Origin of the sequence: Planococcus massiliensis, assembly GCF_000821325.1 — a bacterium.
Lineage (GTDB): Bacteria > Bacillota > Bacilli > Bacillales_A > Planococcaceae > Planococcus > Planococcus ruber.
Genome location: NZ_CCXS01000001.1, coordinates 2,119,967 through 2,144,304, shown reverse-complemented (window position 1 = coordinate 2,144,304; position 24,338 = coordinate 2,119,967). Strand labels below are relative to the sequence as shown.

24 protein-coding genes and 1 pseudogene are annotated in these 24,338 nt (G+C 45.8%); 21 read left to right on the top strand and 4 right to left on the bottom strand.

Annotation, left to right across the window (positions count from 1 at the left end; all coding sequences use genetic code 11):
- The first annotated feature begins 21 nt into the window (after positions 1–21).
- The 3 genes from BN1080_RS10590 (at position 22) to BN1080_RS10580 (ending at position 2,261) form a co-directional block, all read left to right on the top strand.
- A complete protein-coding gene (locus BN1080_RS10590) occupies positions 22–618 on the top strand; it encodes a histidine phosphatase family protein (protein WP_052652028.1) in 597 nt (198 codons plus the stop codon).
- Between the two features lie 104 nt (positions 619–722).
- On the top strand, positions 723–1,409 hold the full coding sequence (locus BN1080_RS10585; RefSeq protein WP_052652027.1) for a tetratricopeptide repeat protein: 687 nt from the start codon (positions 723–725) through the stop codon (positions 1,407–1,409).
- A 66-nt stretch (positions 1,410–1,475) separates the two neighbouring features.
- Complete coding sequence (locus BN1080_RS10580) at positions 1,476–2,261, top strand: nucleotidyltransferase domain-containing protein (RefSeq protein WP_052654555.1); 786 nt, start codon at positions 1,476–1,478, stop codon at positions 2,259–2,261.
- Between the two features lie 113 nt (positions 2,262–2,374).
- On the opposite strand, the gene BN1080_RS10575 is transcribed toward BN1080_RS10580, so the two are convergent.
- The gene (locus tag BN1080_RS10575) at positions 2,375–4,042 is read right to left on the bottom strand and encodes an ABC transporter substrate-binding protein (protein WP_052652026.1); all 1,668 of its coding nucleotides are present in this window, start codon (positions 4,040–4,042) and stop codon (positions 2,375–2,377) included.
- A 98-nt stretch (positions 4,043–4,140) separates the two neighbouring features.
- Here BN1080_RS10575 and BN1080_RS10570 point away from each other — a divergent pair, with 98 nt between their 5' ends.
- The 10 genes from BN1080_RS10570 to BN1080_RS10530 all read left to right on the top strand — a co-directional run bounded on the left by BN1080_RS10570 (position 4,141) and on the right by BN1080_RS10530 (position 11,683).
- Positions 4,141–5,391 (top strand): MDR family MFS transporter, encoded by a 1,251-nt coding sequence (locus BN1080_RS10570; protein ID WP_052652025.1) that lies wholly within the window; start codon positions 4,141–4,143, stop codon positions 5,389–5,391.
- Positions 5,392–5,522: 131 nt separating this feature from the next.
- Complete coding sequence (locus BN1080_RS17525) at positions 5,523–5,777, top strand: GNAT family N-acetyltransferase (RefSeq protein WP_324607156.1); 255 nt, start codon at positions 5,523–5,525, stop codon at positions 5,775–5,777.
- Complete coding sequence (locus tag BN1080_RS17520; RefSeq protein ID WP_324607170.1) at positions 5,723–6,013, top strand: GNAT family N-acetyltransferase; 291 nt, start codon at positions 5,723–5,725, stop codon at positions 6,011–6,013. Before BN1080_RS17525 ends, BN1080_RS17520 begins: the two co-directional genes overlap by 55 nt.
- 28 nt (positions 6,014–6,041) lie before the next feature.
- Complete coding sequence (locus tag BN1080_RS10560; protein WP_052652024.1) at positions 6,042–6,578, top strand: GNAT family N-acetyltransferase; 537 nt, start codon at positions 6,042–6,044, stop codon at positions 6,576–6,578.
- A 55-nt stretch (positions 6,579–6,633) separates the two neighbouring features.
- Positions 6,634–7,530 carry a DMT family transporter gene (locus BN1080_RS10555; RefSeq protein WP_052652023.1) on the top strand — a complete coding sequence of 299 codons (897 nt, stop codon included), beginning with the start codon at positions 6,634–6,636 and terminating at the stop codon, positions 7,528–7,530.
- Positions 7,531–7,804: 274 nt separating this feature from the next.
- Entirely contained in the window at positions 7,805–8,179 is a 375-nt protein-coding gene (locus BN1080_RS10550; RefSeq protein WP_052652022.1) for a hypothetical protein, read from the top strand.
- A gap of 395 nt (positions 8,180–8,574) precedes the next feature.
- A complete protein-coding gene (gene nhaC / locus BN1080_RS10545) occupies positions 8,575–9,960 on the top strand; it encodes a Na+/H+ antiporter NhaC (protein ID WP_052652021.1) in 1,386 nt (461 codons plus the stop codon).
- 98 nt (positions 9,961–10,058) lie between these two features.
- Positions 10,059–10,397, top strand: a complete 339-nt coding sequence (locus tag BN1080_RS10540; protein WP_052652020.1) for a zinc ribbon domain-containing protein YjdM — start codon at positions 10,059–10,061, stop codon at positions 10,395–10,397.
- A 28-nt stretch (positions 10,398–10,425) separates the two neighbouring features.
- Complete coding sequence (locus BN1080_RS10535; RefSeq protein WP_052652019.1) at positions 10,426–11,154, top strand: alpha/beta fold hydrolase; 729 nt, start codon at positions 10,426–10,428, stop codon at positions 11,152–11,154.
- Positions 11,155–11,341: 187 nt separating this feature from the next.
- Positions 11,342–11,683: a hypothetical protein gene (locus tag BN1080_RS10530; protein ID WP_052652018.1), complete on the top strand. Its 342-nt coding sequence runs from the start codon at positions 11,342–11,344 to the stop codon at positions 11,681–11,683.
- Between the two features lie 198 nt (positions 11,684–11,881).
- Here the strand turns inward: BN1080_RS10530 and BN1080_RS10525 are convergent.
- Positions 11,882–12,331 (bottom strand): annotated as a pseudogene (locus tag BN1080_RS10525) (universal stress protein); the annotation flags it as partial.
- 286 nt (positions 12,332–12,617) lie between these two features.
- On the opposite strand from BN1080_RS10525, the gene ald reads away from it, so the two are divergent.
- Entirely contained in the window at positions 12,618–13,733 is a 1,116-nt protein-coding gene (gene ald, locus BN1080_RS10520) for an alanine dehydrogenase (RefSeq protein ID WP_052652017.1), read from the top strand.
- A 45-nt stretch (positions 13,734–13,778) separates the two neighbouring features.
- Here ald and BN1080_RS10515 read toward each other — a convergent pair whose 3' ends face one another.
- Positions 13,779–14,879, bottom strand: a complete 1,101-nt coding sequence (locus tag BN1080_RS10515; RefSeq protein WP_052652016.1) for a M24 family metallopeptidase — start codon at positions 14,877–14,879, stop codon at positions 13,779–13,781.
- A gap of 90 nt (positions 14,880–14,969) precedes the next feature.
- On the opposite strand from BN1080_RS10515, the gene BN1080_RS10510 reads away from it, so the two are divergent.
- Together BN1080_RS10510 and BN1080_RS10505 are read left to right on the top strand one after the other, a co-directional pair.
- A complete protein-coding gene (locus tag BN1080_RS10510; RefSeq protein WP_052652015.1) occupies positions 14,970–15,650 on the top strand; it encodes a metal-dependent hydrolase in 681 nt (226 codons plus the stop codon).
- 128 nt (positions 15,651–15,778) lie between these two features.
- Entirely contained in the window at positions 15,779–17,086 is a 1,308-nt protein-coding gene (locus tag BN1080_RS10505) for a DRTGG domain-containing protein (RefSeq protein ID WP_052654553.1), read from the top strand.
- A 197-nt stretch (positions 17,087–17,283) separates the two neighbouring features.
- Here BN1080_RS10505 and BN1080_RS10500 read toward each other — a convergent pair whose 3' ends face one another.
- Positions 17,284–17,583: a YtpI family protein gene (locus BN1080_RS10500; protein WP_052652014.1), complete on the bottom strand. Its 300-nt coding sequence runs from the start codon at positions 17,581–17,583 to the stop codon at positions 17,284–17,286.
- 95 nt (positions 17,584–17,678) lie between these two features.
- On the opposite strand from BN1080_RS10500, the gene BN1080_RS10495 reads away from it, so the two are divergent.
- The 5 genes from BN1080_RS10495 (at position 17,679) to accA (ending at position 24,283) form a co-directional block, all read left to right on the top strand.
- Positions 17,679–18,617: a DHH family phosphoesterase gene (locus BN1080_RS10495; protein ID WP_052652013.1), complete on the top strand. Its 939-nt coding sequence runs from the start codon at positions 17,679–17,681 to the stop codon at positions 18,615–18,617.
- A 22-nt stretch (positions 18,618–18,639) separates the two neighbouring features.
- Positions 18,640–21,696, top strand: a complete 3,057-nt coding sequence (dnaE, locus tag BN1080_RS10490; protein ID WP_234399001.1) for a DNA polymerase III subunit alpha — start codon at positions 18,640–18,642, stop codon at positions 21,694–21,696.
- 113 nt (positions 21,697–21,809) lie between these two features.
- Entirely contained in the window at positions 21,810–22,472 is a 663-nt protein-coding gene (locus BN1080_RS10485; protein WP_110925622.1) for a FadR/GntR family transcriptional regulator, read from the top strand.
- Positions 22,447–23,310, top strand: a complete 864-nt coding sequence (gene accD, locus BN1080_RS10480) for an acetyl-CoA carboxylase, carboxyltransferase subunit beta (RefSeq protein ID WP_052652011.1) — start codon at positions 22,447–22,449, stop codon at positions 23,308–23,310. The genes BN1080_RS10485 and accD overlap by 26 nt, the downstream gene beginning before the upstream one ends.
- A gap of 1 nt (position 23,311) precedes the next feature.
- Positions 23,312–24,283: an acetyl-CoA carboxylase carboxyl transferase subunit alpha gene (gene accA / locus BN1080_RS10475; protein ID WP_052652010.1), complete on the top strand. Its 972-nt coding sequence runs from the start codon at positions 23,312–23,314 to the stop codon at positions 24,281–24,283.
- Positions 24,284–24,338: the final 55 nt, after the last annotated feature.

Here is a 24,338-nt window from a genome sequence, read left to right as displayed (position 1 = left end):
AGTTGGAAGGGGAATCATAAAATGACGACAATCGGTATTGTACGACATGGGATTACAGAATGGAACCGTCTCAGAATCTCGCAGGGCTGTGCAGATGTGCCGTTGAACGATACAGGCCGCAAACAGGCAGCAGCAATCGCTCAACGCCTAGCAGAAGAAAACCCTTGGGACTTGATCGTTTCAAGCGACCTCTCACGGGCAAGAGAAACGGCAGAAATTATAGCTGAAAAACTGCAGATGCCGATTTCCCGTTTGGATCAGCGGATCCGCGAAATTTCCTGCGGAGAAATTGAAGGGACAACGGAAGCGGAGCGCTTAGAAAAATGGGGTGCGGATTGGCGAAGCTTAGACCTTGGCATGGAAAAAACGGAAGATGTGGCAGCCAGAGGATTGGCGTTTATTAAAGAACTAGCCGAACAGCATCCTGGAAAACGGATTTTGATGGTCAGCCACGGAGCATTGATCGGCTTAACTTTACAGGCGCTGCTGCCGGACCAATTTCTTAAGACGGATCTGGACAATACGTCCATCACGATTCTTGAACAGGCAGAAGGTCTCTGGCAATGTCCTTTGTATAATTGCACAAAGCATTTAACAGCCCTGCAACCAATGGAATAATGCTGCCCCGCCGTCCCAGCCCTTTTCTAAATATTTTTTCAATTACATAAGTTTTACATTATAATGAAAGTATGAAAAAAGGAGTTCAAGCAAGGAGGGACGGCATGGACGAGTTGAAGGAGAAGGTAGCGGAAGCTTTTATCCAATTGGAAAAGAAAAATTTAGGGCAGGCTGAGTTTTTATACCAGGAATGCATGGAAGAATGCCGTGAAGGCAATCCGGATTTATTCAAATCGGCTCTTTTGGGGCTTGGCAATGTGAAAAGCGCGCAGGGCAAATTTGATGAAGCGCAAAAAATCTACCAGCAGCTCTACGAGGGTGCTTCTCAAGAAAACGATTGGGAATACAGTGCGGTTGCGCTGCATCAGTTAGGGGCGGCAGAGCGTTTGTCCGGCAAGCTGAAAGCAGCCAAAGAAACCTTTATCCGTGAATACGACGTCCTGCAAAAGCATATGCCTTCTTCTAATGCCTTGTTTGCAGCGAATTACTATGAGCATGGCCTTATTGCGTTGAGTGAAGGAAAGGTTAAAGCAGCCAAAAAAATGATGCAGACGTCGCTGGATTATGCAATGAAATCGGATGATTTGGTGAGCATTGGCTATTCCTATCGGGGCAACGGGGCAGTGCTGCAAGCGACTGGTCAAAATGAAGAGGCGATGAAGTCTTTTGCTACCGCAAATAAAATGTTTGCACAGGCAAAAGAAAAACTTGCGATCAAAGAAGTGCAGGCAATTATTGCGGAATTGGAAAGCGCAGGTTCGGGAGATAACCGCAAAAGTGAACTTTTATAGAGGCTGCTGCACCAGTCTGATAAAATAATGAACCGCTTTGGCAATGAGATGCAGGAAGGTGAAAAAATGCTGCCACAGGAAATAGCAGTCCAGAAAATAACGGAAAGTTTGATACGTGATCCATTCATAAAAGCAGTATTTTTAAAAGGATCGATGGGGAGAAACGAACACGATGAACATTCGGATATCGACCTCTATTGTTTAGTGGATGGGAAGGACGAAAAAGCTTTTCTGAATAACAGAAAAGCCCATCTTGAATCGTATCGCCCGATTATTTTTGAAGATGATATCTTTATCATTGCCCCGCAGCTTATTGCGGTATTCGACGATCTTTTGCATATGGACCTTTTCACCGTGACCGCGGAATCTTTTACGAAAAAGGATTTCTTCAAAGTGCTGTATGACCCGCATGGGGCAATGGAAGAATTTAAAGAAAGCCAATCGCTGACGATCAGTCCGCAGGAATTCAAAGATGCGGTGATTGATGTGGCCTGGTTTATGTTCCAATACAAAAAAGCGGCTGCCCGTGGAAACGATGTATGGGCATCCCGCATGCTGACCAACTCGATCGACCATGTTGCACGGGTGCTGATGCACAAATACAAACCCGATCGGGCCCAGCTCGGATTAAAAGCGATGAGTACTGCCTTGCCGAATGAAGTAAAGGAAGATCTTGCGGCACTATTGGAAACGATCACGCCGAATCGGCACCGGGACGCGGTCGTCCGGTTGAGCAATTTGCTTCATAACGAAATGGAATGGATCATCGAGAAGCTCGAAGGCGATACCCAAACGGAAGAGCTCCTTAGAAGGATGGTAGAATGGCATTTGCCGATTAAAGGAAAGATATAAACGTTAAGTTTACAATATACTTATTATGAGGAATTTTATTTTAAACATTCACTTGAATTTATTATGATGCTATTCCATAAAACAGCTGCCTTATAACAGGGCAGCTGTTTTTGTTATCTATTTGATAAATTGGAGGGGCGCACCCAAAGCTTGGAAAAATCCACGTAGCCAAAGTGGCTGATGGAAATGTTCATTAAATCTGCAGAAAAGGGAATCTGTCTCTTTTCATAATACAGAGGAATCAATAGAGAGGATTCGACCAAATATTTTTCGAGTTCCAAGTTCAACCGAGTCCATTCTGAAAACGGCGTATGGGCATACCGGTTTAAAAGATTGCTCAACGTTGAATCTGTTTTGCAATGTGCCGCCAGGGGAGAATAGCCGTTTCGGAAAAAATGGTAGAAGGAAAAGCTTTGGTTCATTTCAAAGACTTCGCCGTGTACAAAAAGATCTGCTTGTTGATCCAGTCCGTTGTCATTCAATTTTTCTTTAAACGACAGGTGCTGGATTTCGACAGGGATTCCTTCCTCTTCTAGTGCTTCTTTTAGCCAAGCTGTTGCCCCTTCTAAATAATCGGTCGTTTTGATGATGAGTGGACGGTCTAATTCCGGGCGAGGCGGACGCGAAATCGGATAATCAGGATGTTCACCGATCAGTATGCTCTGATGGTTGGCTTTAGCCCGAGGGTAATGGGCTTCGATTTTATGGCGGTGCTTAGCTATCGCAAAATGGATGTAGTCACGGACTTCTTTCTGCTGGATGGGAGAGTCCCGAAAAGCATTGAAGATGACCATGCCGACCCCTGAATCACTTTCAACGATAAACGTATCACAGGACGCGTCTTGAGACGTCGAACGATAGATGATCGAATCAAAATCTTTGGGCACTTGAATGAATTCCACAGCATCCAGCAACGGACGTTCCCGGAAATAATCATTGAATGCCCTTAATGTCGTCTTGCTCAATCCATCTCCCTCGAAGCAGAACGGCCCCGTTCCAATCACCTCTCCAGAAAGCTCTTTAAAAATACTCGAATTGATCATCCCAAGCATTTGAAGGCAATAGCTGCAGCCGGCCGGAAAACTGATTTCCAAAACGAGCGGAGCGATCGCTTTGACCGAAGTGATCGGTTGCCACAGTTCCTGGAAATGGCTATGGCGGCGCAAACGGTTCAAGCATTTTGCTGCATCTTCAGCGGATAAGGTGGAGCCGTCATGAAATTTCACATCTTTTCGTAAATACAGCACCAGTCTCGTGTCGCTCATTTCCCAGCTATGGGCAAGTTCCGGTTCCACCTTTCCCATACTGTCAACAGAAACGAGACGGTTTAAGACATTCGCAATCATATTGGCACTATAAATGTCCGCAGCTTCTAAAGGGTGCCTCGTGAGCAGCGGATTTTTCTTCGGAACAATCAATTTATCGGCATCGCTCGTGTCCTGGACATACCCGAAGTTCATTCGAAATTTATCGACCAAACGCATTTTGCTTTCCATTGACCAGTCGAGTAAAAGATACTTGCTGCTGACTTCCACTGATTCCTGTTCAATTATTTTCATCAATTCTTCTTCTAAACTTTTCTCCACATCTTTCAGCCACTCCAGTTTGGAGACATTTCCTCTTCCTTTGCCTGCGGTGAAGGTGAGCCAGCCTTCAATGCTCCATTTTTGGAGAAGTCGCGACGTTTGCTTCAAGCTTAACTGAAGAATCTCTGCAAGATCTTGCTTTTTAGCCGCACCTGAAGGGACGGCATGCCACATTTTCAATAATTGCTGATCCATGGGTTCCTCCTTTTAAAGTGGACATTAATTTTAATAAATGTCTATTTTCTAATTGTTTTGTCTAGTTTAATATACATAAGACAAAGGAGGCTGACAACATGAAATGGAAAGACTATCCACAAAACATCAAAGTCCGTTTGATCACTTCATTTTTTAACCGGGCAGTATCTTCTGCAGTAATGCCTTTTATGGCATTGTTTTTCGCCCAGGAAGTAGGCAAGGTATGGGCAGGAGCCTTCTTGGTATTTACAGTCATTATCGGGTTTCTTATTAATTTAATCGGCGGCTATGTGTCGGATCGTTTTCCGAGAAAACAGGTAGTCGTATGGACTTCCGCTTTGAGCGCTATTTTTTTCCACTTGATGACGATCAGTTTATTGCCTGATCAAAATTGGATTTGGCTATTTGCTGCAGCCTATCTGTTCTTTGTCGTTACCAGCAGTTTGGGGCGGCCAGCCATGCATGCACTGATCATTGATTCCACTACTCCCGAAAACCGGAAAGCAGTTTATACGATCGAGTACTGGCTGACGAATCTTTCCATGGCAATCGGGGCAGCGCTTGGCGGATTGCTGTACGTCAATCATCAAATCGAGCTATTTATTCTCTTGACCATTACGGCATCAGGGCTTCCGATTGCTTTTCAAATCTGGTTGCAGGACGGGGATGTGGAGCAGCGGAAACAGCAGCATCAAAATGTTTTAATGGATGTGCTGCAAAATTACCGTGTCGCTTTTCGCGATCTCCCGTTTGTGAAAGTTGTGGTCGGCTCCATGTTCATCTTTGCGGCTGAATTTTCTTTGAACAGCTACATCGGCGTCCGTTTGGCGGAAACGTTTGAAGCCGTCAGCATCGGCAGTTTTGAAATCGTCGGCGTTCGCATGCTCAGCCTGTTAAATATCCAGAACATGCTTTTGGTCGTATGCTTGACGTTTTTTGTCAGCCGGATTACAGATAAATTCTCGAAACAGAAAGTCTTGCTGACTGGCCTGATCGTCTACAGCATCGGCTATATTACCATTACGTCAGCGGACGTTTGGTATATCTTAATTCTATTTAACTTCATTGCGACGATCGGGGAACTGATTTATTCACCAGTCCGCAATGCCGAACAAGCCAACATGATTCCAGCCGACAAACGCGGCTCTTACTCCGCTTTTTCTAACATCTCATTCAGCGGAGCGGACTTGCTGGCGCGTTCGACCATTATCATAGGCGCTTATCTCGTGCCGTCGATGATGTCCGTGTATATCGGGGTCTTATTGATGATTGGCACGTTCTTAGTTTACACGGGTTTATTCGTCAGAAATTATACAGCTCAGAAAGAAATAATTACCAAATTGTCTTAGTAGATCTCAATAGAATAGTGTACTATTAATAGAAGAAATGAAAAATTCTGATTAATAGCAAGGAAGAAATAGCTGGCTAAAGCTATTTCTTTTTTGTCGGATTGACAAGATTTAATTGGAGGGAAGCAGCTGTGAACATACGAAAAGCATTGCCGGAAGACGCAGAGAAATTAATAGACTTAATGAAGCATGTAGAACAATCGGGATTGATGCTGTTCGAACCTGGAGAGCGAAATACGCATCCGGAACACTTCAGTAAAAGAATCGAGGCTTTAGGCGAAGATTCCGCCATTTTTTTAGCAGAGGATGCGAGAAGCCTCGTCGGTTATTTATTTGCCATGGGAGAAGGTGTGAAGCGAAAGCGGCACTCGGCCTCCATTGCTTAGGCATTGCCGAGGAGCATAGAGGAAAAGGGATCGGAACGGAACTTTTCGCAGCTTTGGAAAGTTGGGCAAGAAAAAAAGGGCTTCGACGCCTTGAATTGACAGTGATGGAAACGAATGCAGCTGGACAGGCTTTGTATAAAAAAGCGGGGTTTGAAGTGGAAGGAACGAAAAGGGATTCATTGATTGTGAATGGCCAATTTATCAATGAATATTATATGGCGAAGATTATCGGATAACCCGACTTTATAAAAGGAGAATGTAGCTTTGATTATTCAAAATGAACATCTTGCGATCCGCGAAATAACGCTAAAAGATAAAGAAATCATGGCTCATTGGCTGTCAGATCCGCGTGTCCTCCATTTCTATGAAGGACGGGACAATCCCCATGATGAACAGCTGGTCGCGGCTCGTTTTATCAATCGACATGACGAAACAGCAAGATGCATCGTGGAATACAAAGGAAGAGCGATTGGCTATATTCAATTCTACCCCGTCTTAGCGGAAGAACGGAAAATTTACGGGTACGGCAGCCAGGAGAAAATCTTCGGCACCGATCAATTTATCGGAGAGCCGGATTATTGGAATAAAGGAATCGGCACCGAATTGGTGAAGTTCATCAAACCTTATTTGTTCGAATCATTAGGAGCAGACCGCATCGTCATGGACCCGCAGACTGAAAATAAGCGGGCGGTAGCCTGCTACGAAAAATGTGGATACCGGAAAGTGAAACTTCTGGAAAAGCATGAACTGCACGAAGGGAAAATGAGAGATTGCTGGCTGATGGAATGCAGAAAGGTGTAATTGCGTATGGCAGCCGGTGCTGATAATTGCGAATTCCGAGCAAGGAGGCGATAGAGTGAAGAACAAAGTCATTTTTGCTTTTTTGGTGGTATTGACGACCAGCTTGATGGGGTCCTCATTTGCAGTGGGCAAAATGGGCTTGGAGTTCCTTCCGCCGCTTTTGCTGGTCGGCCTCCGTTTTACATTAGCGGGTATACTGATGGCTGTTAGTGTAAAAGTTTTAAAAAAGAAGCACCCTGTAAAAGCTAAAGACTGGCTGAAAATCCTGCTGATCGGCGCGCTCCAGACAGCGGGTGTGATGGGTGCGATTTTTTTAAGCCTTCGAACGATTACGGCTGGGGAATCTGCTATTCTCACTTTTATGAATCCATTGCTGGTGGTAATATTCGGTACGCTTGCCTTGAAGATTACGTATCGTTTCCTGCAGTGGGCCGGTGTGTTTTTAGGCTTTTTGGGCGTGGCCGTTACGATGGGCGGACAAATCCAAATGGAAATTGGCACTCTTTTCGGTTTTGCAAGCGCGGTTTTCTGGGCAGTCGGAACTTTATTGATCAAAAAATGGGGCTGGCAATTTGATACTTGGGTTTTGACGGCTTATCAAATGTTGTTCGGCGGCATCCTTCTTTTGGGGATGAGCTTGTTCCTGGAAAGTAAGCCTCCTGTGTTCACGGCCGCTTCTGTGGTAATTATTCTATGGCTTGCGATTCCGGCATCCATTGTCCAGTTTTCGGTTTGGTTTTATTTGCTGCAAAACGGTAATCCTGGAAAAGTCAGTGCCTTTCTATTCCTCGCCCCATTTTTTGGCGTCCTTACGGGCTGGCTACTGTTGGACGAAAAAATTGGAATTACGCTGCTAATTGGCGGTGTTTTGATTTTTGCAGGAATTTTCTTGGTGAATTGGCCGGACAAAAAGGCAGAAGGAACAGTGCAAGCAGAAATTGCAAAAGGATGAAGAGGTGGCTTATGCGGACTTACACATTGCTGGAAAGTTTTTTATTTCCTTATATTGAGATTAATTCCTATAACTTAGCGAAAACACAACTAAATAAAAGGTGCTAATGCATATTAAAAAAAGAGTGAAATCTGACCTGAACCTCAGGTCTTTTTTTATTGAATTAGTTACAAAAACAGGTTTAAAAGATAACAGAAAAGTGTATACATAGTTGGGAGTTATGAAACGCATCACAGCATGAATCTGGCATCAGCTGAAAAAGAGGGGTAGCAGAATGTTAAGCAGATATAAGAAATCCTATAGAAAAATCGCAATGGGCCTTCTCGCTTTGGTTGTGAAAGATAAAGAATTGAGAAGTCTTCAGCAATTAATCGATCTGTATGAAAGCGATCCGCTTTATCAATTATATATTTGGAAAGAAAACGAAAAAATCGTCGGATTGATCGGCGTGGCCAAAGAAGCCAATGAGTTTAATGTCCAGCATCTATCGATTATCCCTTCGTACGCAAAAGACGAAATCGCCGAAAAGATGCTTGCGAGCCTGCAGGAGATTTCCCGGTTTGAAAAAATGAGAATTGCGAATGAAGCTGACGAGGAATCATTGCCTGTATCAAAAGGAATCGCATCTATGGAACAAGCCATTTCGTAAACGATCAAACTTCAGATGGAATCAAATGATTCCATCTGAAGTTTTTTTCGTTCTTGCAATCCCTATTCTTGTTTCTTTATAAAAAGAAGGCTTGACTTGTAAAAAAGACATGATAAGATTTAAAGAAATTAGAAATCGATAGAACTTGTTGAATGATGAAAAAGTAGTTTGATTGTGTGCAGCCAAAAGAGACTGGACGGCAGGTGGAAGTCCAGGCAGCAAATCAAATGAATTACGCCATCTGTATTTTTCAGCAAACAATGAAGTGGATGCGTCGATGGAAGCGAGGCATCAAATTGGGTGGTAACGCGGAGAAAACCTTCGTCCCTTTATAGGGATGGAAGGTTTTTTTGTTTGGATAAAAGATTGGGTTTCAGGAAAGGGAGTCGTGAAGAATGTTTCAGATTAAAGCAGTGATTTCACCAAATTTTAAAGAGGCGATTGCGCTAACGGCTCTGGTTGTGGCAATCATCAGTGTGAGCATTATCCGGTTTGAGGCAGCGCCGCACATGCCCATTCTCTTTTCAATTTTTTTATTGATTTGCTACGGGCTGGCAAAGAAAGTGCCTTACCGTGAACTGGAAAAAGGGCTGGTAGAAGGTGCCGGAGCCGGAATGGGCGCAGCCTTCCTATTCTTTCTCATCGGCATTTTAATCAGCAGCTGGATGATGAGCGGTACAATTCCGACTTTGATCTATGCAGGGTTTAACCTTGTCACCCCGTTATTCTTTTTTGCCATCGTTTTTGTTGTGACGTCTCTCATTGGGCTGTCAATCGGCAGTTCATTGACGACGGTCGCAACAGTGGGCGTCGCTTTTACCGGGATCGCAGGAGCGATGGATTTATCTCTGGCGATCACGGCAGGCGCAATCGTGTCCGGTGCTTTCTTCGGAGATAAGATGTCTCCGCTTTCCGACACGACGAATCTGGCGGCTTCCATTGTCGGCACCGATTTATTCGAGCACATCCGGAATATGGGCTGGACGACTATTCCGGCATTTGTTCTAAGCTTTATTTTCTTTGCCGTCTTATCGCCAAGTGTGGAATTGAAAGATACAGCAAATATTGAACTCTTCAAAAGTGGCCTGCAAGAGACCGGATTGATCCATTGGTATGCTTTGCTGCCGCTCATCTTGTTGGTATTCCTAACTTTAGCAAAAGTGCCCGCCTTGTTGACATTGGCCATCAGCTCGATCACTGCCGTCGGCTTGTCTTTCGTTCATCAAAGCGTCCCGTTTTCTGGCGTGCTCGGAACTTTATTCGGCGGCTACGTGTCTAATACAGGGATTAAAGAAATTGATGCTCTGCTCACACGCGGCGGTATGCAGAGCATGTTCTTTACCATCGGGCTTGTGCTTCTTGCGCTCAGCATGGGTGGAATGCTCTTCAAGCTGGGAATCATCCAGTGTTTGCTGGCCCAAATTGAAAGCTTATTGAGAAAAGTGGCTTCCGTTGTCGCGGCATCTGCTTTAACGGCCATTGGCGTCAATATTTTAATCGGAGAACAGTACTTGTCGATTCTGTTGACGGGGCAGGCTTTTCAAGGAGCCTATGCCAAACTTGGCTTAGCTGGTAAAAACTTGAGCCGCGTCATGGAAGACGCCGGGACCGTTGTGAATCCGCTGGTGCCATGGAGTGTATGCGGCATTTTCATTACATCCGTGCTCGGAATTTCTACGCTCGCGTACCTGCCGTTTGCGTTTTTCTGCCTGCTTTCCCCGATCTTAACGGTCTTGTTCGGCTTTACCAATAAAACACTGACCTATGTGGATAAGGCTTGATTTTTAAAAGAGGGAAAAGTATCAGGAATTTAACTGGAAAGTTATAATGGAAAAATAGTCAGCTTTTATCACATCAATTAGTATCGGAGGAGCTTTTTATGAACGAACTGCCGATTTGCCCTAAGTGCAATTCTCCTTATACATATGAAGACGGCAATATGCTCGTTTGCCCGGAATGCAGCCATGAATGGAATCCAGCTGCCGAAAGTGAAGAGACAGACGAACCGAAAGTCAAAGACGCCAATGGCAATTTACTGGCGGATGGGGATTCTGTTACGGTTATCAAAGATTTAAAGGTGAAGGGAAGTTCTTCTGTTTTAAAAATAGGGACGAAAGTGAAAAATATCCGCCTTGTTGAAGGGGACCATAATATCGATTGCAAAATTGATGGCTTCGGGCCGATGAAGCTGAAATCAGAGTTCGTGAAAAAAGGATAAAAGGCATATGAAAGAAAGGGGAGTTTCAATGTATTGGACAGACAGATGGGCAGAAGCAAATGGTGTGAAATTGCACTATATGGAAACCGCTATTTTTGATGATATGATGACTCCTTTAGTCTACGTGCCGGGGGCCTTAAACCAAGCAGAACAAGCGACTGAGCTATTGGGCTATTTCGAAGACAGAAGACGGATCAGCATGAGTTTGAGAGGGCGAGGCAAAAGCGAAGCGCCACACTCAGGCTATGCCTTCAAAGACCATGTTGCAGATATTGAAGCAGTCGTTGGAAGAAGCGGAGTAAAAGAATATTGCCTTCTCGCATATTCGATGGGCGTTCCTTATGCCATCGATTTTGCTGCAGAAAATCCTCATTTAAAAGGGATGATCCTTTGCGATTATCCTGCAAAATATCCATCCATTCCCGAACAATGGGTGAACCGGGTAAGAGCCAGTGGTTTTGTCCCTCAAGAAAATTCCCATGTACCGAATGCGATCCAGCAAGAATCTGTTTCGCTCAGCTTAGAAGAGCAATTGGCAAAAATTGATATTCCGGTTTTAGTCATTAGAGGCGAAAAAGAAGGCTCCCTGTTAAAAGAAAGCGACGTGGAATTTTTCCAAAAGCATTTAAAAGATGTCCGAATCATGACCGTAAAAGACGCTGGCCATGAACTTTGGGAACCCGATAAGGAAAACTTCATTCGGCTTATTGCCGGATTTTTAAAATGGCTGGACAAAAAAGAAAAATTTCTAGGATAGGAAGAAGCGGATGATTTAAACGAATCATCCGCTTCTTTACGTTTCCAAAGTTATTAGACAAATATTCAAAGACTGTTCATTTTCTGAAACTTTTCTGCCAAGTTGTTCGTATATACTAATAGGAAATACATCGAACATAGGAAAGATTTCATGCGTATACATAAGCTATAAAGAGAGGAGAGGCGTTGTGAAACGTACTTGGGGATGGATTTTGGGAATTGTCTTGTTTAGCGGCTTGTTTTTTTACTTTACCACCTTCTTTTCCTACGAGGCATCATCGGCCGCGCTTTCAGGATTTCCCGTACCGAAAAGCGCAAAGCTGACCGAAGAAAATGAAGCGGCGAAATTATACGAATGGAGCCGGGCTTCTGAGGAAAAAGGAATTCCTTTTGGCTATGAAGTGGTGTTAAAAGCGAACGGCTGGGAAAAAGGTTCGAGGCAAGGTGCTTCTGTACGCTACACGAAAGGCGAAGAACAAATAGATGTCATTTCTGCTTCGAATCGCTTGATCTTGATCCGCATTCAATAAACGGCTATCCAGCCAAATGAAAAGCTGTATCCAGAAATTCTGGATACAGCTTGATTCGGTTTAGCGGCGCCCGATATCCGATCCGACATCCGGTTTTTGCGGATCTTGGAGCGGTGTTTTATCGCCGACAATATAATCAGTGGGGCTATTGCTTTCCAATTCATCGCTTGTGCGGTAAGTGCTCGCATCGATATCATCGTCTTCGGTATCTTCTGTCCGTACGACCAATACGTCGCATTTAGCAGAACGGACGATATGCTCGGATACGCTGCCAATCAAGAAACGTTCGACTGCATTCAATCCAGTAGCTCCGCAAATGATCAGATCTGCAGTTACTTTTCTGGCAAGTTCCCGGGAAATCATGGTTTTCGGAGAACCGTAGTCGACCAAAATGTTAACTTTTTCAACGCCTGCTGCCTGTGCTTCTTTTTTATAGCCGCCAAGCAAATCTTCTGCAAACTTTTGGGCGCGGTCTGCGATGGAGCGGTCGTAAGCTTCAATCGCCGCAAATGAACGCGTGTCAATGATGTTCACTAAGTTCAATGTGGCGTGGTTCCGCTTGGCAATGCCGACCGATTTTTTAAATGCCCATTCTGCTTCTTTGGAGCCGTCAACTGCTACTAAAATTTGTGAATATTTCAGTGTCATATTGCATTCCTCCTTGTCTATATTGTTTAATTTCGCTAGAGCTGGAGAGAAATCCTTTATTTAAAGGAGAAAATGTGCGAGAAAAATGGACAAATTGTGAAGCAGACGCTTTCGTACAATAACGTTTTAAATGGATGAATTAAGAAATCTCTTCCGTTATGAAGAATAACCCGAAAAAATGCATGAAAGCCGGCAAATGGGTAATACAGTTAATGAAGGCGGGGAACGCCCGGCCATTTATTTAATAGAAGCATGTAAACGGAATTTATAAATAGGAGGGTTTGTTATGCGAATAGGCATACCGAAAGAAATTAAGAATAATGAAAACCGGGTAGCAATGACTCCGGCTGGCGTGGTCAATTTAGCGGTGCACGGCCATGAAGTCGTGATCGAAACGGACGCAGGAACAGGTTCCGGGTTTACAGATGCGGATTATGAAGCGGCTGGAGCCCAAATTGTCCAATCAGCGGAAGAAGCATGGGCACAAGAAATGGTCATGAAAGTGAAGGAGCCGACTCCGGAAGAATATGGATATTTTAGAGAAGGCTTGATTCTCTTTACGTATCTGCATCTTGCGCCGGAACCTGAATTGACACAAGCGATGCTGCAAGCAAAAGTGACAGGCATTGCCTATGAAACGGTGCAGCTGCCGAATAATTCTTTGCCATTGCTGACGCCGATGAGTGAAGTCGCCGGCAAAATGTCGACGCAGATCGGCGCGCAATTTCTTGAAAAGATTCATGGAGGCGGCGGTATTCTTCTCGGCGGCATCCCTGGCGTTTCGAGAGGGAAAGTGGCGATTATCGGCGGCGGAGTGGCCGGGACCAATGCAGCGAAAGTGGCCATTGGCATGGGCGCAAGTGTGACGATCCTCGATTTAAATCCGGACCGCCTTCGCCAATTGGATGACTTATTTGGAACAGACGTTCAAACCATGATTTCCAATCCGATGAACATTGCGGATTCGGTGAAAGAAGCGGATCTTGTCGTTGGAGCGGTATTGATTCCTGGAGCGAAAGCGCCAAAACTGGTGACGGAAGAAATGATTCAATCGATGAAACCGGGATCGGTGGTTATCGATATTGCGATTGACCAAGGCGGCATATTCGAAACAAGCGACCGTATCACCACCCATGACAACCCAACGTATATGAAGCATGGCGTGGTTCATTACGCCGTGGCCAATATGCCGGGAGCGGTGCCGAGAACTTCCACCATCGGTTTGACGAATGTCACTGTGCCGTATGCCGTGCAAATAGCGAATAAAGGCTTTGAAAAAGCAATAATGGAAAATGAAGCATTAAAAAAAGGCGTTAATACATTTAATGGTTTTGTCACTTATAAAGCAGTGGCAGACGATCAAGGTGAAGAGTTTCGACCGGTCGAAGAATTGATTGGCTAATTGAAAAGGCGGCCCAGGAAAAATTCCTGGACCGCCTTTTTTCGTTTATGAATGGTGAATGATCTGCAATTCTTTTGGAAACTTCGTTAATACTTCAACGCCAGTTTCGGTAACAGCGACATCATCTTCGATGCGGACGCCAACTTTTCCAGGCACATATACGCCTGGTTCTAACGTAAAGACCATTCCTGCTTCCATAACCATATTATTGGAGCCGTGAAGCGATGGGAATTCATGGACAGAAATGCCAAGGCCATGGCCTAGGCGGTGCGTGAAATATTCGCCGTAACCCGCTTTTTCAATGACATCGCGGGCAGTCTTGTCCAGTTCAGCAGCTGTTACGCCGGGTTTTACCGCGTTCAATGCAGCTTCTTCCGCTCGTCTGACGATTTCATAGACTTCTTTTTGTTCTTCGGAAGGTTCGCCAAGGGCAAGTGTCCGCGTAATATCCGAACAATAGCCTTTATGGACGACGCCTAAGTCGAAGAGCACAAGGTCGCCGCTCTGAAGTTTTCTATCACCGGTCTTGCCGTGGGGAGAAGCCGCTTTAGATCCGGCTAAAACCGTTGTATCGAATGACATATGGGTGACTCCGCGTTTTTTCAGCGCCAGCTCAATCTCGGTCATCAACTCAATTTCGGTGATGCCTTCACGCAAGTTTTTGGCTGCCACTTCGATTGCGTAATCAGCCAGTGCTGCAGCTTCTCTTAAGATTTCCAATTCCGCTTCATCTTTGATGACGCGCATCGCGTTGACTTTGTCATCTAAGGCAAAGAAGGACGGATTGCCGAAGAATTCGTTCAATGCCTCGTAACGGTCCACGGTCATATGGGATTTTTCAATCGCCAATGTACGGATGGAATCCGATTTGGCTGAAGCTGTCCGGTGAAGGACTTCCATGGCGTTTTCCGTATCGACATGGCCGATGATATCCCCAGACCAGCCGGCATTTTGTGCATCCGGTATTTCCATTTGCGGACAAATGAGGAACGGTGCCGCATCTTTGAAAACCATAACCCCAAGAAGCCGTTCATGCGGATCGCTTTTAAAACCGCTCAAGTAAAATACGTTATCCGGGTTGGTGATAAATGCCGCGTCGATTTCCATTTCGTTTAAATAGCTTTGCAATTGCTCAATTTTATTCATATGTATTCCTCCTTGTCTATGTGTAGCATATCAAAAATCGGGGTATAATACAGCTTGGAAAGATCGATAATGAGAGCTGGAGGGGATTAAATGAAAGTATCATTTCATGGCCATTCGGTAGTGAAAATTCAAACAGCAGGCAAAGTGATTTTAATTGATCCATTCATTTCGGGGAACGGGTTGACGGATCTCGTGGCAAGCGAAGAAAAGCCAGATGTCATTCTTTTGACGCATGCACACAACGACCATGTCGGCGATACGGTAGAACTTGCACTGCGGAACAATTCGCAAGTAGTGGCGCCGGTGGAGCTTGCCAATTATTTGGCTGGCCAAGGAGTTGAAACGGTTGGCATGAATCTTGGCGGCGCAAAAGAATTCGAGTTCGGCACCGTCAAATACACGAAAGCCTTCCATAGTTCTTCTTATACCACTCCTGAAGGCGATGCCATTTACGGCGGAATGCCGGCGGGTATCCTTTTTAAAGCGGAAGGGAAGGCGATTTACCACGCAGGCGATACTGAAGTGTTCGGCGATATGGAAATCATCGGGAACCGCAATGAAATAGATTTGGCGTTTGTGCCGATCGGCGATTTTTTCACGATGGGGCCGGACGACGCCGCTTATGCGGTGGAATTGATCAAGCCGAAAACCGTGGTGCCGATCCATTACAACACGTTTCCGCCAATCAACCAGGATCCTGAATATTTCAAAGGTCTTGTTAAAGGCGCAGAAGTCAAAATTATGCAACCTGGAGACGTTATCGACTATTAATTTTCAGCAAGGAGTTGTCCCCATTTAGTTAGGGACGACTCTTTTTTATGGATGCCGGTTCAGTCTGTTTTTTCTATGACTTATGATACACTTGGAAGTATAGAATGCGAGAAAGAACAGGTGAAATTATGGCGACGAAACACGAACAGATACTGGAGTATATCGAAACGCTCCCGGTGGGCGAAAAGATCTCTGTGCGCCGCATTGCAAAAGATCTTCAAGTCAGTGAAGGGACGGCCTACCGGGCAATCAAAGAAGCGGAAAACCAGCGCCTTGTTTCAACGATTGAACGTGTTGGGACCATCCGGATCGAGCGGAAGAAAAAAGAGAACATCGAACGGCTCACCTACGCGGAAATTGTCAACATTGTCGATGGCCAAGTGATGGGCGGGAGATCCGGGCTGCATAAATCGCTGAACAAATTTGTCATCGGTGCCATGCAATTGGATGATATGATGCGCTATACAGAAGCGGGGAATCTGCTGATTGTCGGCAATCGCTTTAAAGCCCACGAATATGCCTTGCAAGCAGGCGCCGCCGTGCTTGTGACCGGCGGCTTTGAAGCTTCAGATACGGTAAAGAAATTAGCGGATGAATATGAGCTTCCCGTTATTTCAACGAGCTACGATACGTTTACTGTAGCGACCATGATCAACCGTGCCATCTATGACCAGTTGATTAAAAAAGAAATTTTATTGATTGAAGACATTTTGATTCCTTTGGAAAATACAAATTTTCTGCAGGACAAAGATACGATCAGCCATTACCACGAATTGAACAAGGAAACCACGCATGGCGGCTTCCCGGTCGTCGATGACCACGGCAAGCTGGTCGGCATCATCACATCACGTGATGTCATCGGGCACGGCGATGCCGAATTGATTGAAAAAGTAATGACGAAAGATCCGATTACGGTTTCCATGCAAACGAGCGTCGCTTCAGCGGGGCATCGCATGATTTGGGAAGGCATTGACTTGCTGCCGGTGGCAGATGACCACGGCAAGCTAAAAGGCGTCATCAGCCGGCAAGATGTGCTGAAAGCCATTCAAACCGCACAACGCCAGCCGCAGCAAGGCGAAACAATTGATGATCTCATTATGGGGCAGATGCATCTGCAATCGACGGATAAAGTCGTTCTGAATTTCCGGGTGACCCCGCAAATGACCAATGCTTACGGCTCGATTTCCTACGGAGCATATTCGGCGATTTTAATCGAAGCCGCTACAACAGCGTTAAAGACAAAAAACCGGAAAGACAGTGCGCTGGAAAATATGACGGTCTATTATTTGAATCCCGTTCAACTGGACTCGACGGTGCTGATCAAACCGGTGATTTTAGACATGAGCCGAAAATCGGCAAAAGTCGACGTTGAAGTGAGCTTCGAAAATAAGATTGTTGGAAAGGCGTTACTAACGTTCCAATTGCTGGACCGCTAGAAAAGCGCAAGCGCCCGGTAAGCACCGACAAGCGCTGGAAGCCTTGGCGGAAATGGCGTTCTTTGCCATTGGCGGAAAGGCTGAAGCGACTCGAGGGGCTGGGCGCTGGAGACTAGACATTAGAAAAGCGTAAGCGCCCGGTAAGCACCGACAAGCGTTGGACAATAAAAAACCCCTCCTATAAAAGGAGAGGTTTCTTATTGGTTCAAACGCGCTTCTTCGGCTACGAACGAGTGGTAATGCTTCGCCGCTTTGTAATTGTAGATCATCAAAGCGAGGCCAAGAATGATGAAAATGCCGGAAATAATGTACGTCACAATCGATTGGAAGACGAACAATTGGTTGATGCCAAAAAACAGCACAAAGCTGCCAAGCGCAACAGACGCGATGGAGGCATACCATTTTCTCCGGATGGGCAAAGTTGCACGGAATTGTTTTGTTTTATAATAAAAATAAAAAACAAATGATATAATTATCATACCTACTAATACGATCATTGGAGAACCTCCTGTATTCCATAACTCACTCCTATTGTACTGAGAAATGGACAAAAATGCGAATGGATTTCCTTAAAAAACGGAGGAACAGCAAAATGTACAGTCAAATCATCGACACAATTAAAGAATACGAAACCATCATCATCCACCGCCATGTCCGGCCGGACCCGGATGCTTACGGATCCCAATTAGGCTTGAAATACTTGCTTCAGCACAATTTTCCCGAAAAGCGGATTTTGGCTGCAGGCGAACATGATTTCACTTTGGACTTTTTGGATTTTCCAGACCAAGTGGAAGACGGCGACTTTGATGGTGCTTTAGTCATTGTCACAGATACCGCAAATACCGAGCGGGTGGACGACCAGCGTTATCAAAACGGCGAAAAGATCATTAAAATTGACCATCACCCGAATGATGACGCATACGGAGATCTTTTGCAGGTGGACACCAATGCAAGCTCCGCCTCCGAATTGATTTATGAATTATTTACATACGGCCAAGAGCAGGAAAATTGGGAGATGCCGGATATGGCTGCGCGTCTCCTATATGCTGGAATCATCGGAGATACTGGCCGCTTCCTCTTCCCGAGCACGACGGAAAAAACGTTTAAAATTGCCGGAGAATTGATCAAATACAATTTCAGCCGCGATGAATTGCATAACGGCATGTACGAAATGGAACGGAAATTGCTGCATTTGCAAGGCTATATCTATCAAAATTTTGTGATGAACGAAAGCGGCGCAGCTTACGTGAAAATTACGAAAGACGTTTTGAAGGATTTTGACGTTACGGCATCGGAAACTTCCTTGTTGGTCGGTTCTCTCGGAAATGTCAAAGGCTTAAAAGCCTGGGTCATGTTTATCGAAGAAGATGCGGAAATCCGCGTTCGGCTGCGCTCGAAAGGGCCGGTCATCAATGGACTGGCAAAAGAGTTCGGCGGCGGGGGACATCCGATGGCTTCAGGAGCCACAGCCTATTCATGGGAAGAAGCCGAACAGGTCATCGAACGTTTGACAAAAATTTGCGCTTCATAAGAAAGGAGGGATTGGATTGTCAATGGTTTATCCGCATATAAGCACGTCAGCAGATTTGCTGAAAAGCACGGTTCGCCTTGATGAACTTTTCCCTTTTCTGATCGAACAGGGGACGGCATCTGCAGCAATCGTCAACTCGAAATTATACGGCATTCTTCCATTTTGGGAAGCGTGCCATAAGGCCGGCATCCATGGGGTGGTCGGCCTTTCTGTGTTTATCGAATTTGAGGAGCAGGAGTACCCAGCAGTGCTCTATGCCCAGTCAAATGCGGGGTATAAAAACTTGCTTAAAATTACGTCCGCCTTATCGACACGGGATAAAGCGGCGATTCCCGAACAGTGGCTGAAAGCCTACCGGCAAGGATTAATCTGTGTGATTCCTGATAAAGCGGAATGGGTGATGACCGATCGAAGCGAAGCGGTCCATTTTCTCCAGGAAATTTTCGGCAGCTTTTGCTATGGCAGCATCGAACGTCCCGGAGGACAGCGCAATAACCATGAAGAAGCCTTTATCGCTTTATGCGAAACAGAAGGTTTACAAATGATGGCGACGCAAGAAAGCCGCTATTTGCATGAAGGCGATGCTTTTTCCCACGAAGTTGCTTCGGCTATTTCACAAGGCTTGAAGATGAACGATCCGGAACGCAAGCGCCCTGCTCATCAAAAAGCGCATGTGCCTTCTGCAGAAGAATTTTCCTCCTGGTTTTCGGATCGTCCGGAATGGCTCCAGATAACCCGGCAGGTGCTTGAAAGCTGCAACGTGACCATTCCTTTGAATCAACAGCTGCTGCCGGTATTTCCATTGCCGGACGGTACAGACCGCTCCACTTATATTTGGGATCTTTGTACAGCGGGCCTGGCCGAACGGATTCCAAATTACGGGGAAACCTATTTGGAGCGGTTGAAGTACGAACTCTCGGTCATTCGGAAAATGGGCTTTATCGATTATTTTCTAATCGTTTCGGATTTCATGAAATTTGCGCGAGACAATGACATTCTGACAGGGCCGGGCCGAGGATCTTCAGCCAGCTCGCTCGTCGCATACAGTTTACGGATTACGGATGTCGACCCGCTGGAACACGATTTGCTGTTTGAGCGTTTCTTGAATCCGGAACGGGTGACATTGCCGGATATCGACATTGATTTTGCCGATCACCGGCGCCATGAAGTCGTAGAATATGTCGCAAAAAAATACGGGGAAGTGCGCACCGCACAAATCATTACATTCGGTACTCTTTCAGCAAAAGCGGTAGCACGCGATACCGCTCGTGTATTTGGATTTGAACCAGAAGAGCTGGACGCGATTTCGAAAATGATTTCGAACCGGCCAGGCACGACATTGCGCTCTGCCTTGAAAGAAAACAAACGGTTGAATGATTGGATCATCGAAAAGGAAGAACGCAAAAAATGGTTTAAAACCGCTTTGAAATTGGAAGGGCTCCCGCGGCACGCCTCTACCCATGCTGCCGGCGTAATTTTAAGCCCGACGCCGCTCGTCGACCATGTGCCGATCGAAAAAGGGAACGAAGGCATATATATCACGCAGTGGCCAATGGCGGAACTGGAAGCGGTCGGCTTGCTGAAAATGGATTTCTTAGGACTCCGCAATTTGACGATTCTTGAACAAATCCGGCGTCTGCTCTTTAAAGATACGAAAAAGTGGATGGATTACCGGAAGCTTCCCTTGATGGATGCCGAAACGTATGCGCTTTTAGCGCAAGGAGATACGACGGGCATCTTCCAATTGGAATCGGATGGCATGCGCGGTGCCTTAAGGCAGATCAAACCGACGGCTTTCGGCGACATTGTCGCCGTCAACGCGCTGTTCCGTCCAGGCCCGATGGAATTCATTCCTTTATATGCACGGCGAAAGCACGGGCAGGAACGGGTGGACTATATCCACCCACTGCTTGAGCCGATTTTAAAAGAAACATACGGCATCATTGTCTACCAAGAGCAGATCATGCAGATAGCTTCCCGCATCGCCGGCTTTTCTCTTGGCGAAGCGGATTTGCTGAGACGCGCTGTCAGCAAAAAGAAACGGGAAATCCTTGACGAAGAACGAAAGCATTTTACGCAAGGTGCGGTGAAAAAAGGGTTCTCAGAATCAGAAGCATCGCAAGTCTATGACTTGATCGTGCGGTTTGCCGATTACGGATTTCCAAAAAGCCATGCCGTAGCCTATAGCATGATTTCCTATCAGCTGAGCTATATGAAAACGCATTACGCCGTTTACTTTTATGCGGCGCTGCTCGCTAACAGCGCAGGCAATGCTGAAAAGACCGCACAGCTCTTGCAGGAGATCAAGGATAAAGGCATCCCGGTCCTTCCGCCGTCTGTCCAAAAGAGCCGCTATTCGTTTTCTGTTGAAGAAGGCCAGATCCGTATTGGCTTGAATGCAGTCAAAGGAGTGCCGGGAAGTGCCATTAAAGCGCTATTGGCAGCACGGAAAGAAGGTCCGTTTTCGAGCCTCTATGCGATAGCCGAACGCATTTCAGCCATCCATTTTACCCGAAAGGCTTTTGAACCGCTGGCAAAAGCAGGCGCCTTGGATGATTTTGGGCTCGACCGCGCGACGGTGCTTGCTTCACTGGACAGTGCCGTCAAGCATGCGGAATTGGTGAAGCCGAACGAAGAGCCTGGCCTATTTGATGAAATGGGATCGAGCTTTATGAAACCGAAATACATTCAAGCTTCTCCTATTCCGGAAACTTTAAAGCTCGACTATGAAAAAGAAGCGTTAGGATTTTATTTGTCGACTCATCCTATGGCGAGAGAAAAACAGCAGCGCAATAAACCCTATACCGATTTAAAGAATTTGAAGAATATCCAAGACCGAAAATCGGTGACGGTTCTCGGAATGGTGGACGATATTAAACGGATACGCACCAAAAAAGGCGATGCAATGGCTTTTGTAAGTTTGCAAGATGATTCCGGCCAGGCTTCTGTCACCTTATTTCCGGCGGAATATGCCAAATATAATCACTTGCTCGAGTCGCACAGCGTTTTGGAAGTACAAGGAACGGTAGAAAACCGGAACCATAAAACTTCCGTTATTTGTAAAACTATTCATACTTGACTGCCTTTCTTTTGAGAAAGGCAGTTTTTTCTTTACGGCAGCCGAAAAGTTTTGTATTCTAGAAAATATGAGTGGCCAGACCACTTTCAAATTTATGGAAGTAAGGAGCTATCATGAATCAGTCAAAACGATTTTTAGACATAGTAAAAGACATTCGTGACATGATTCGGCGGGAAAAGATCAAACCGGGCAATCGTATTCCATCCGAAAGGGAGCTGGCCGAGAAATTGCAAGTCGGCAGATCAACGCTGAGAGAGGCGCTGCGAAGTTTGGAGCTGCTTGGCTTGATTGAAACGAGACGGGGGGAAGGCACGTTTCTTTCTGACCATCGAAACCATCAATTGGTGGAAGTTTTATCGACGTTCATCTTACAGGATAAACAGTCTCAGGAAGATGTTTGGGAAACCCGGCTGATCCATGAAGTGTCCGCTATCCAGACGATTTGCCAAAACAGCAAATTAGCGAGCTTAAAAGTTTGGGATAGCTTCAGAAATCGGCTGAATGAAAATGAAAGCTTCTACCGGGAAGATTTTGTCCGTGAACTGATGGTGCTGTCCGGGAACCGGTTATCATTGAAAATTTGGTTCCTGCTGCAGCAGTACAGCGGAAATCCTTATCAGGAGCCCGTTACAGCAACTGAAAAAGAAATGCTGCTACCATTATTGGCTGCGCTTGAGCAGCAAGATATGAGCTCGGCAATTGACTTATTTAAAACTTGGAGCGGTTGGATACAAAAGGGGAGAATGCAAAATGGCAATGATTCGCGAGATCTTTAAGCGCAACAAAGACAAACAAGGCACCACAATGCCAAATAAAGATTCAAAAGATATTCCGGAAGGATTAATGACAAAATGTCCTTCGTGCAAACAAATCACATTGACGAAAGAATTGAAGAGCCTTCATAAAGTCTGTCCGAAGTGCGACCATCATTTTAAAATGACGGCTTATGAACGCGTCGAAAGTTTATTGGACGAAGGCTCTTTCGAATCGATCGACGATCACATCAAATCCGAAAATCCGCTTGGGTTCCCAGCGTATACCGATAAAATCCGTTCCGACAGTGAAAAAACGGGGTTAAACGAAGCGGTCTTGACTGGAACCGGAAAATTGAACGGCCAAGAAATCGTCGTAGCGATCATGGATTCCCATTTTCGGATGGGATCGATGGGGTCCGTAGTCGGGGAGAAAATTACACGCGCTGTGGAAGCTGCGACCGTGAAAAACTTGCCGTTCGTCATCTTTACAGCAAGCGGCGGCGCCCGGATGCAAGAAGGCGTTTTATCATTGATGCAAATGGCCAAAACAAGTGTGGCATTGAAGCGCCATAGCAGCGCAGGATTGCTGTTTGTTTCCGTTTTGACCCACCCGACGACTGGCGGCGTATCCGCTAGCTTTGCTTCGGTGGGCGATATTAATATTGCCGAGCCGAAAGCGTTAATCGGATTCGCGGGGCGCCGGGTCATTGAACAGACTGTACGCGAGAAGCTGCCTGAAGATTTCCAAACCGCAGAATTTCTGTTGGAACATGGCCAGCTAGATGCTGTGGTCCATAGAGCGGATATGAAAGAAAAATTGAGTACAATCGTGCGTCTGCATACGAAAGGAGCTGTTTGAAATGGCTAAAAAAAACGCAGCTCCAAAAACGATGGGTTTTGAAGAACCCCTGATTCAATTACGGAAAAAAATCGAAGAATTGAAAGAATATACCGCAACTGCGGATGTCGATCTCAGTTCAGAAATTGACAGCTTGGAAGAGCGCTTGGCAGGCTTGGAAAACGATATTTATGAAAACATGAAGCCATGGGACCGCGTTCAAGTCGCGCGCCATCCAGATCGTCCAACAACATTGGATTACATTCCGTTGATTTTCAATGATTTTATCGAATTGCACGGAGACCGGCTTTACGGAGACGATGAAGCGATTGTCGGCGGCATCGGTTCGTTTGATGGGCAGCCGGTCACCATCATCGGCCATCAGCGAGGCAAAGACACAAAAGAAAATATTCGCCGCAACTTCGGAATGCCGCATCCGGAAGGCTACCGAAAAGCGCTGCGCTTGATGAAACAAGCAGAGAAGTTTAATCGGCCAATCGTTTGTTTGATTGATACAAAAGGCGCATATCCGGGCAAAGCAGCGGAAGAGCGCGGGCAAAGCGAAGCGATTGCGAAAAACTTGGTTGAAATGGCTGGCCTCGAAGTGCCGGTTCTTTCAATTGTTATTGGCGAAGGCGGAAGCGGCGGAGCGCTTGCCCTTGGAGTCGGCAATCACATTTTGATGCTTGAAAATTCTACGTTCTCTGTAATTTCGCCTGAAGGGGCCGCCTCGATTTTATGGAAAGATTCAGCACTGGCTCAAACAGCTGCCGAAGCCATGAAGATCACGGCACCAGACTTGTTTGGCATGAAAATCATCGAAGCGATCATTCCAGAGGTTCGCGGAGGCGCGCATCATCATTATGAAAAGCAAGCCGAAATGATTGCACAAGCCATCCGAAAATCTTTTGAAGAGTTGAAGGGGCTGTCAGGCGAAGAACTGATCGATCAGCGCTACAAAAAATTCCGGTCAATCGGTATTTTCAGCGAATAAACTCAAGCAATCGACAGCCAGGCGGAAAATGCCTGGCTGTTTCATTTTTGCAGGA

Excerpts from the sequence above, each read along its gene's own strand:
- BN1080_RS10580 (WP_052654555.1), top strand. The coding sequence starts at position 1,476 with ATGCTGCCACAGGAAATAGCAGTCCAGAAAATAACGGAAAGTTTGATA.
- ald (WP_052652017.1), top strand. The coding sequence starts at position 12,618 with ATGCGAATAGGCATACCGAAAGAAATTAAGAATAATGAAAACCGGGTA.
- BN1080_RS10500 (WP_052652014.1), bottom strand. The coding sequence starts at position 17,583 with ATGATCGTATTAGTAGGTATGATAATTATATCATTTGTTTTTTATTTT.
- dnaE (WP_234399001.1), top strand. The coding sequence starts at position 18,640 with ATGGTTTATCCGCATATAAGCACGTCAGCAGATTTGCTGAAAAGCACG.
- accA (WP_052652010.1), top strand. The coding sequence starts at position 23,312 with ATGGCTAAAAAAAACGCAGCTCCAAAAACGATGGGTTTTGAAGAACCC.
- BN1080_RS10585 (WP_052652027.1), top strand. The coding sequence starts at position 723 with ATGGACGAGTTGAAGGAGAAGGTAGCGGAAGCTTTTATCCAATTGGAA.
- BN1080_RS10550 (WP_052652022.1), top strand. The coding sequence starts at position 7,805 with ATGTTAAGCAGATATAAGAAATCCTATAGAAAAATCGCAATGGGCCTT.
- nhaC (WP_052652021.1), top strand. The coding sequence starts at position 8,575 with ATGTTTCAGATTAAAGCAGTGATTTCACCAAATTTTAAAGAGGCGATT.
- BN1080_RS10485 (WP_110925622.1), top strand. The coding sequence starts at position 21,810 with ATGAATCAGTCAAAACGATTTTTAGACATAGTAAAAGACATTCGTGAC.
- BN1080_RS10540 (WP_052652020.1), top strand. The coding sequence starts at position 10,059 with ATGAACGAACTGCCGATTTGCCCTAAGTGCAATTCTCCTTATACATAT.
- BN1080_RS10515 (WP_052652016.1), bottom strand. The coding sequence starts at position 14,879 with ATGAATAAAATTGAGCAATTGCAAAGCTATTTAAACGAAATGGAAATC.
- BN1080_RS10590 (WP_052652028.1), top strand. The coding sequence starts at position 22 with ATGACGACAATCGGTATTGTACGACATGGGATTACAGAATGGAACCGT.
- BN1080_RS10510 (WP_052652015.1), top strand. The coding sequence starts at position 14,970 with ATGAAAGTATCATTTCATGGCCATTCGGTAGTGAAAATTCAAACAGCA.
- BN1080_RS10495 (WP_052652013.1), top strand. The coding sequence starts at position 17,679 with ATGTACAGTCAAATCATCGACACAATTAAAGAATACGAAACCATCATC.
- accD (WP_052652011.1), top strand. The coding sequence starts at position 22,447 with ATGGCAATGATTCGCGAGATCTTTAAGCGCAACAAAGACAAACAAGGC.
- BN1080_RS10570 (WP_052652025.1), top strand. The coding sequence starts at position 4,141 with ATGAAATGGAAAGACTATCCACAAAACATCAAAGTCCGTTTGATCACT.
- BN1080_RS10575 (WP_052652026.1), bottom strand. The coding sequence starts at position 4,042 with ATGGATCAGCAATTATTGAAAATGTGGCATGCCGTCCCTTCAGGTGCG.
- BN1080_RS10535 (WP_052652019.1), top strand. The coding sequence starts at position 10,426 with ATGTATTGGACAGACAGATGGGCAGAAGCAAATGGTGTGAAATTGCAC.
- BN1080_RS10505 (WP_052654553.1), top strand. The coding sequence starts at position 15,779 with ATGGCGACGAAACACGAACAGATACTGGAGTATATCGAAACGCTCCCG.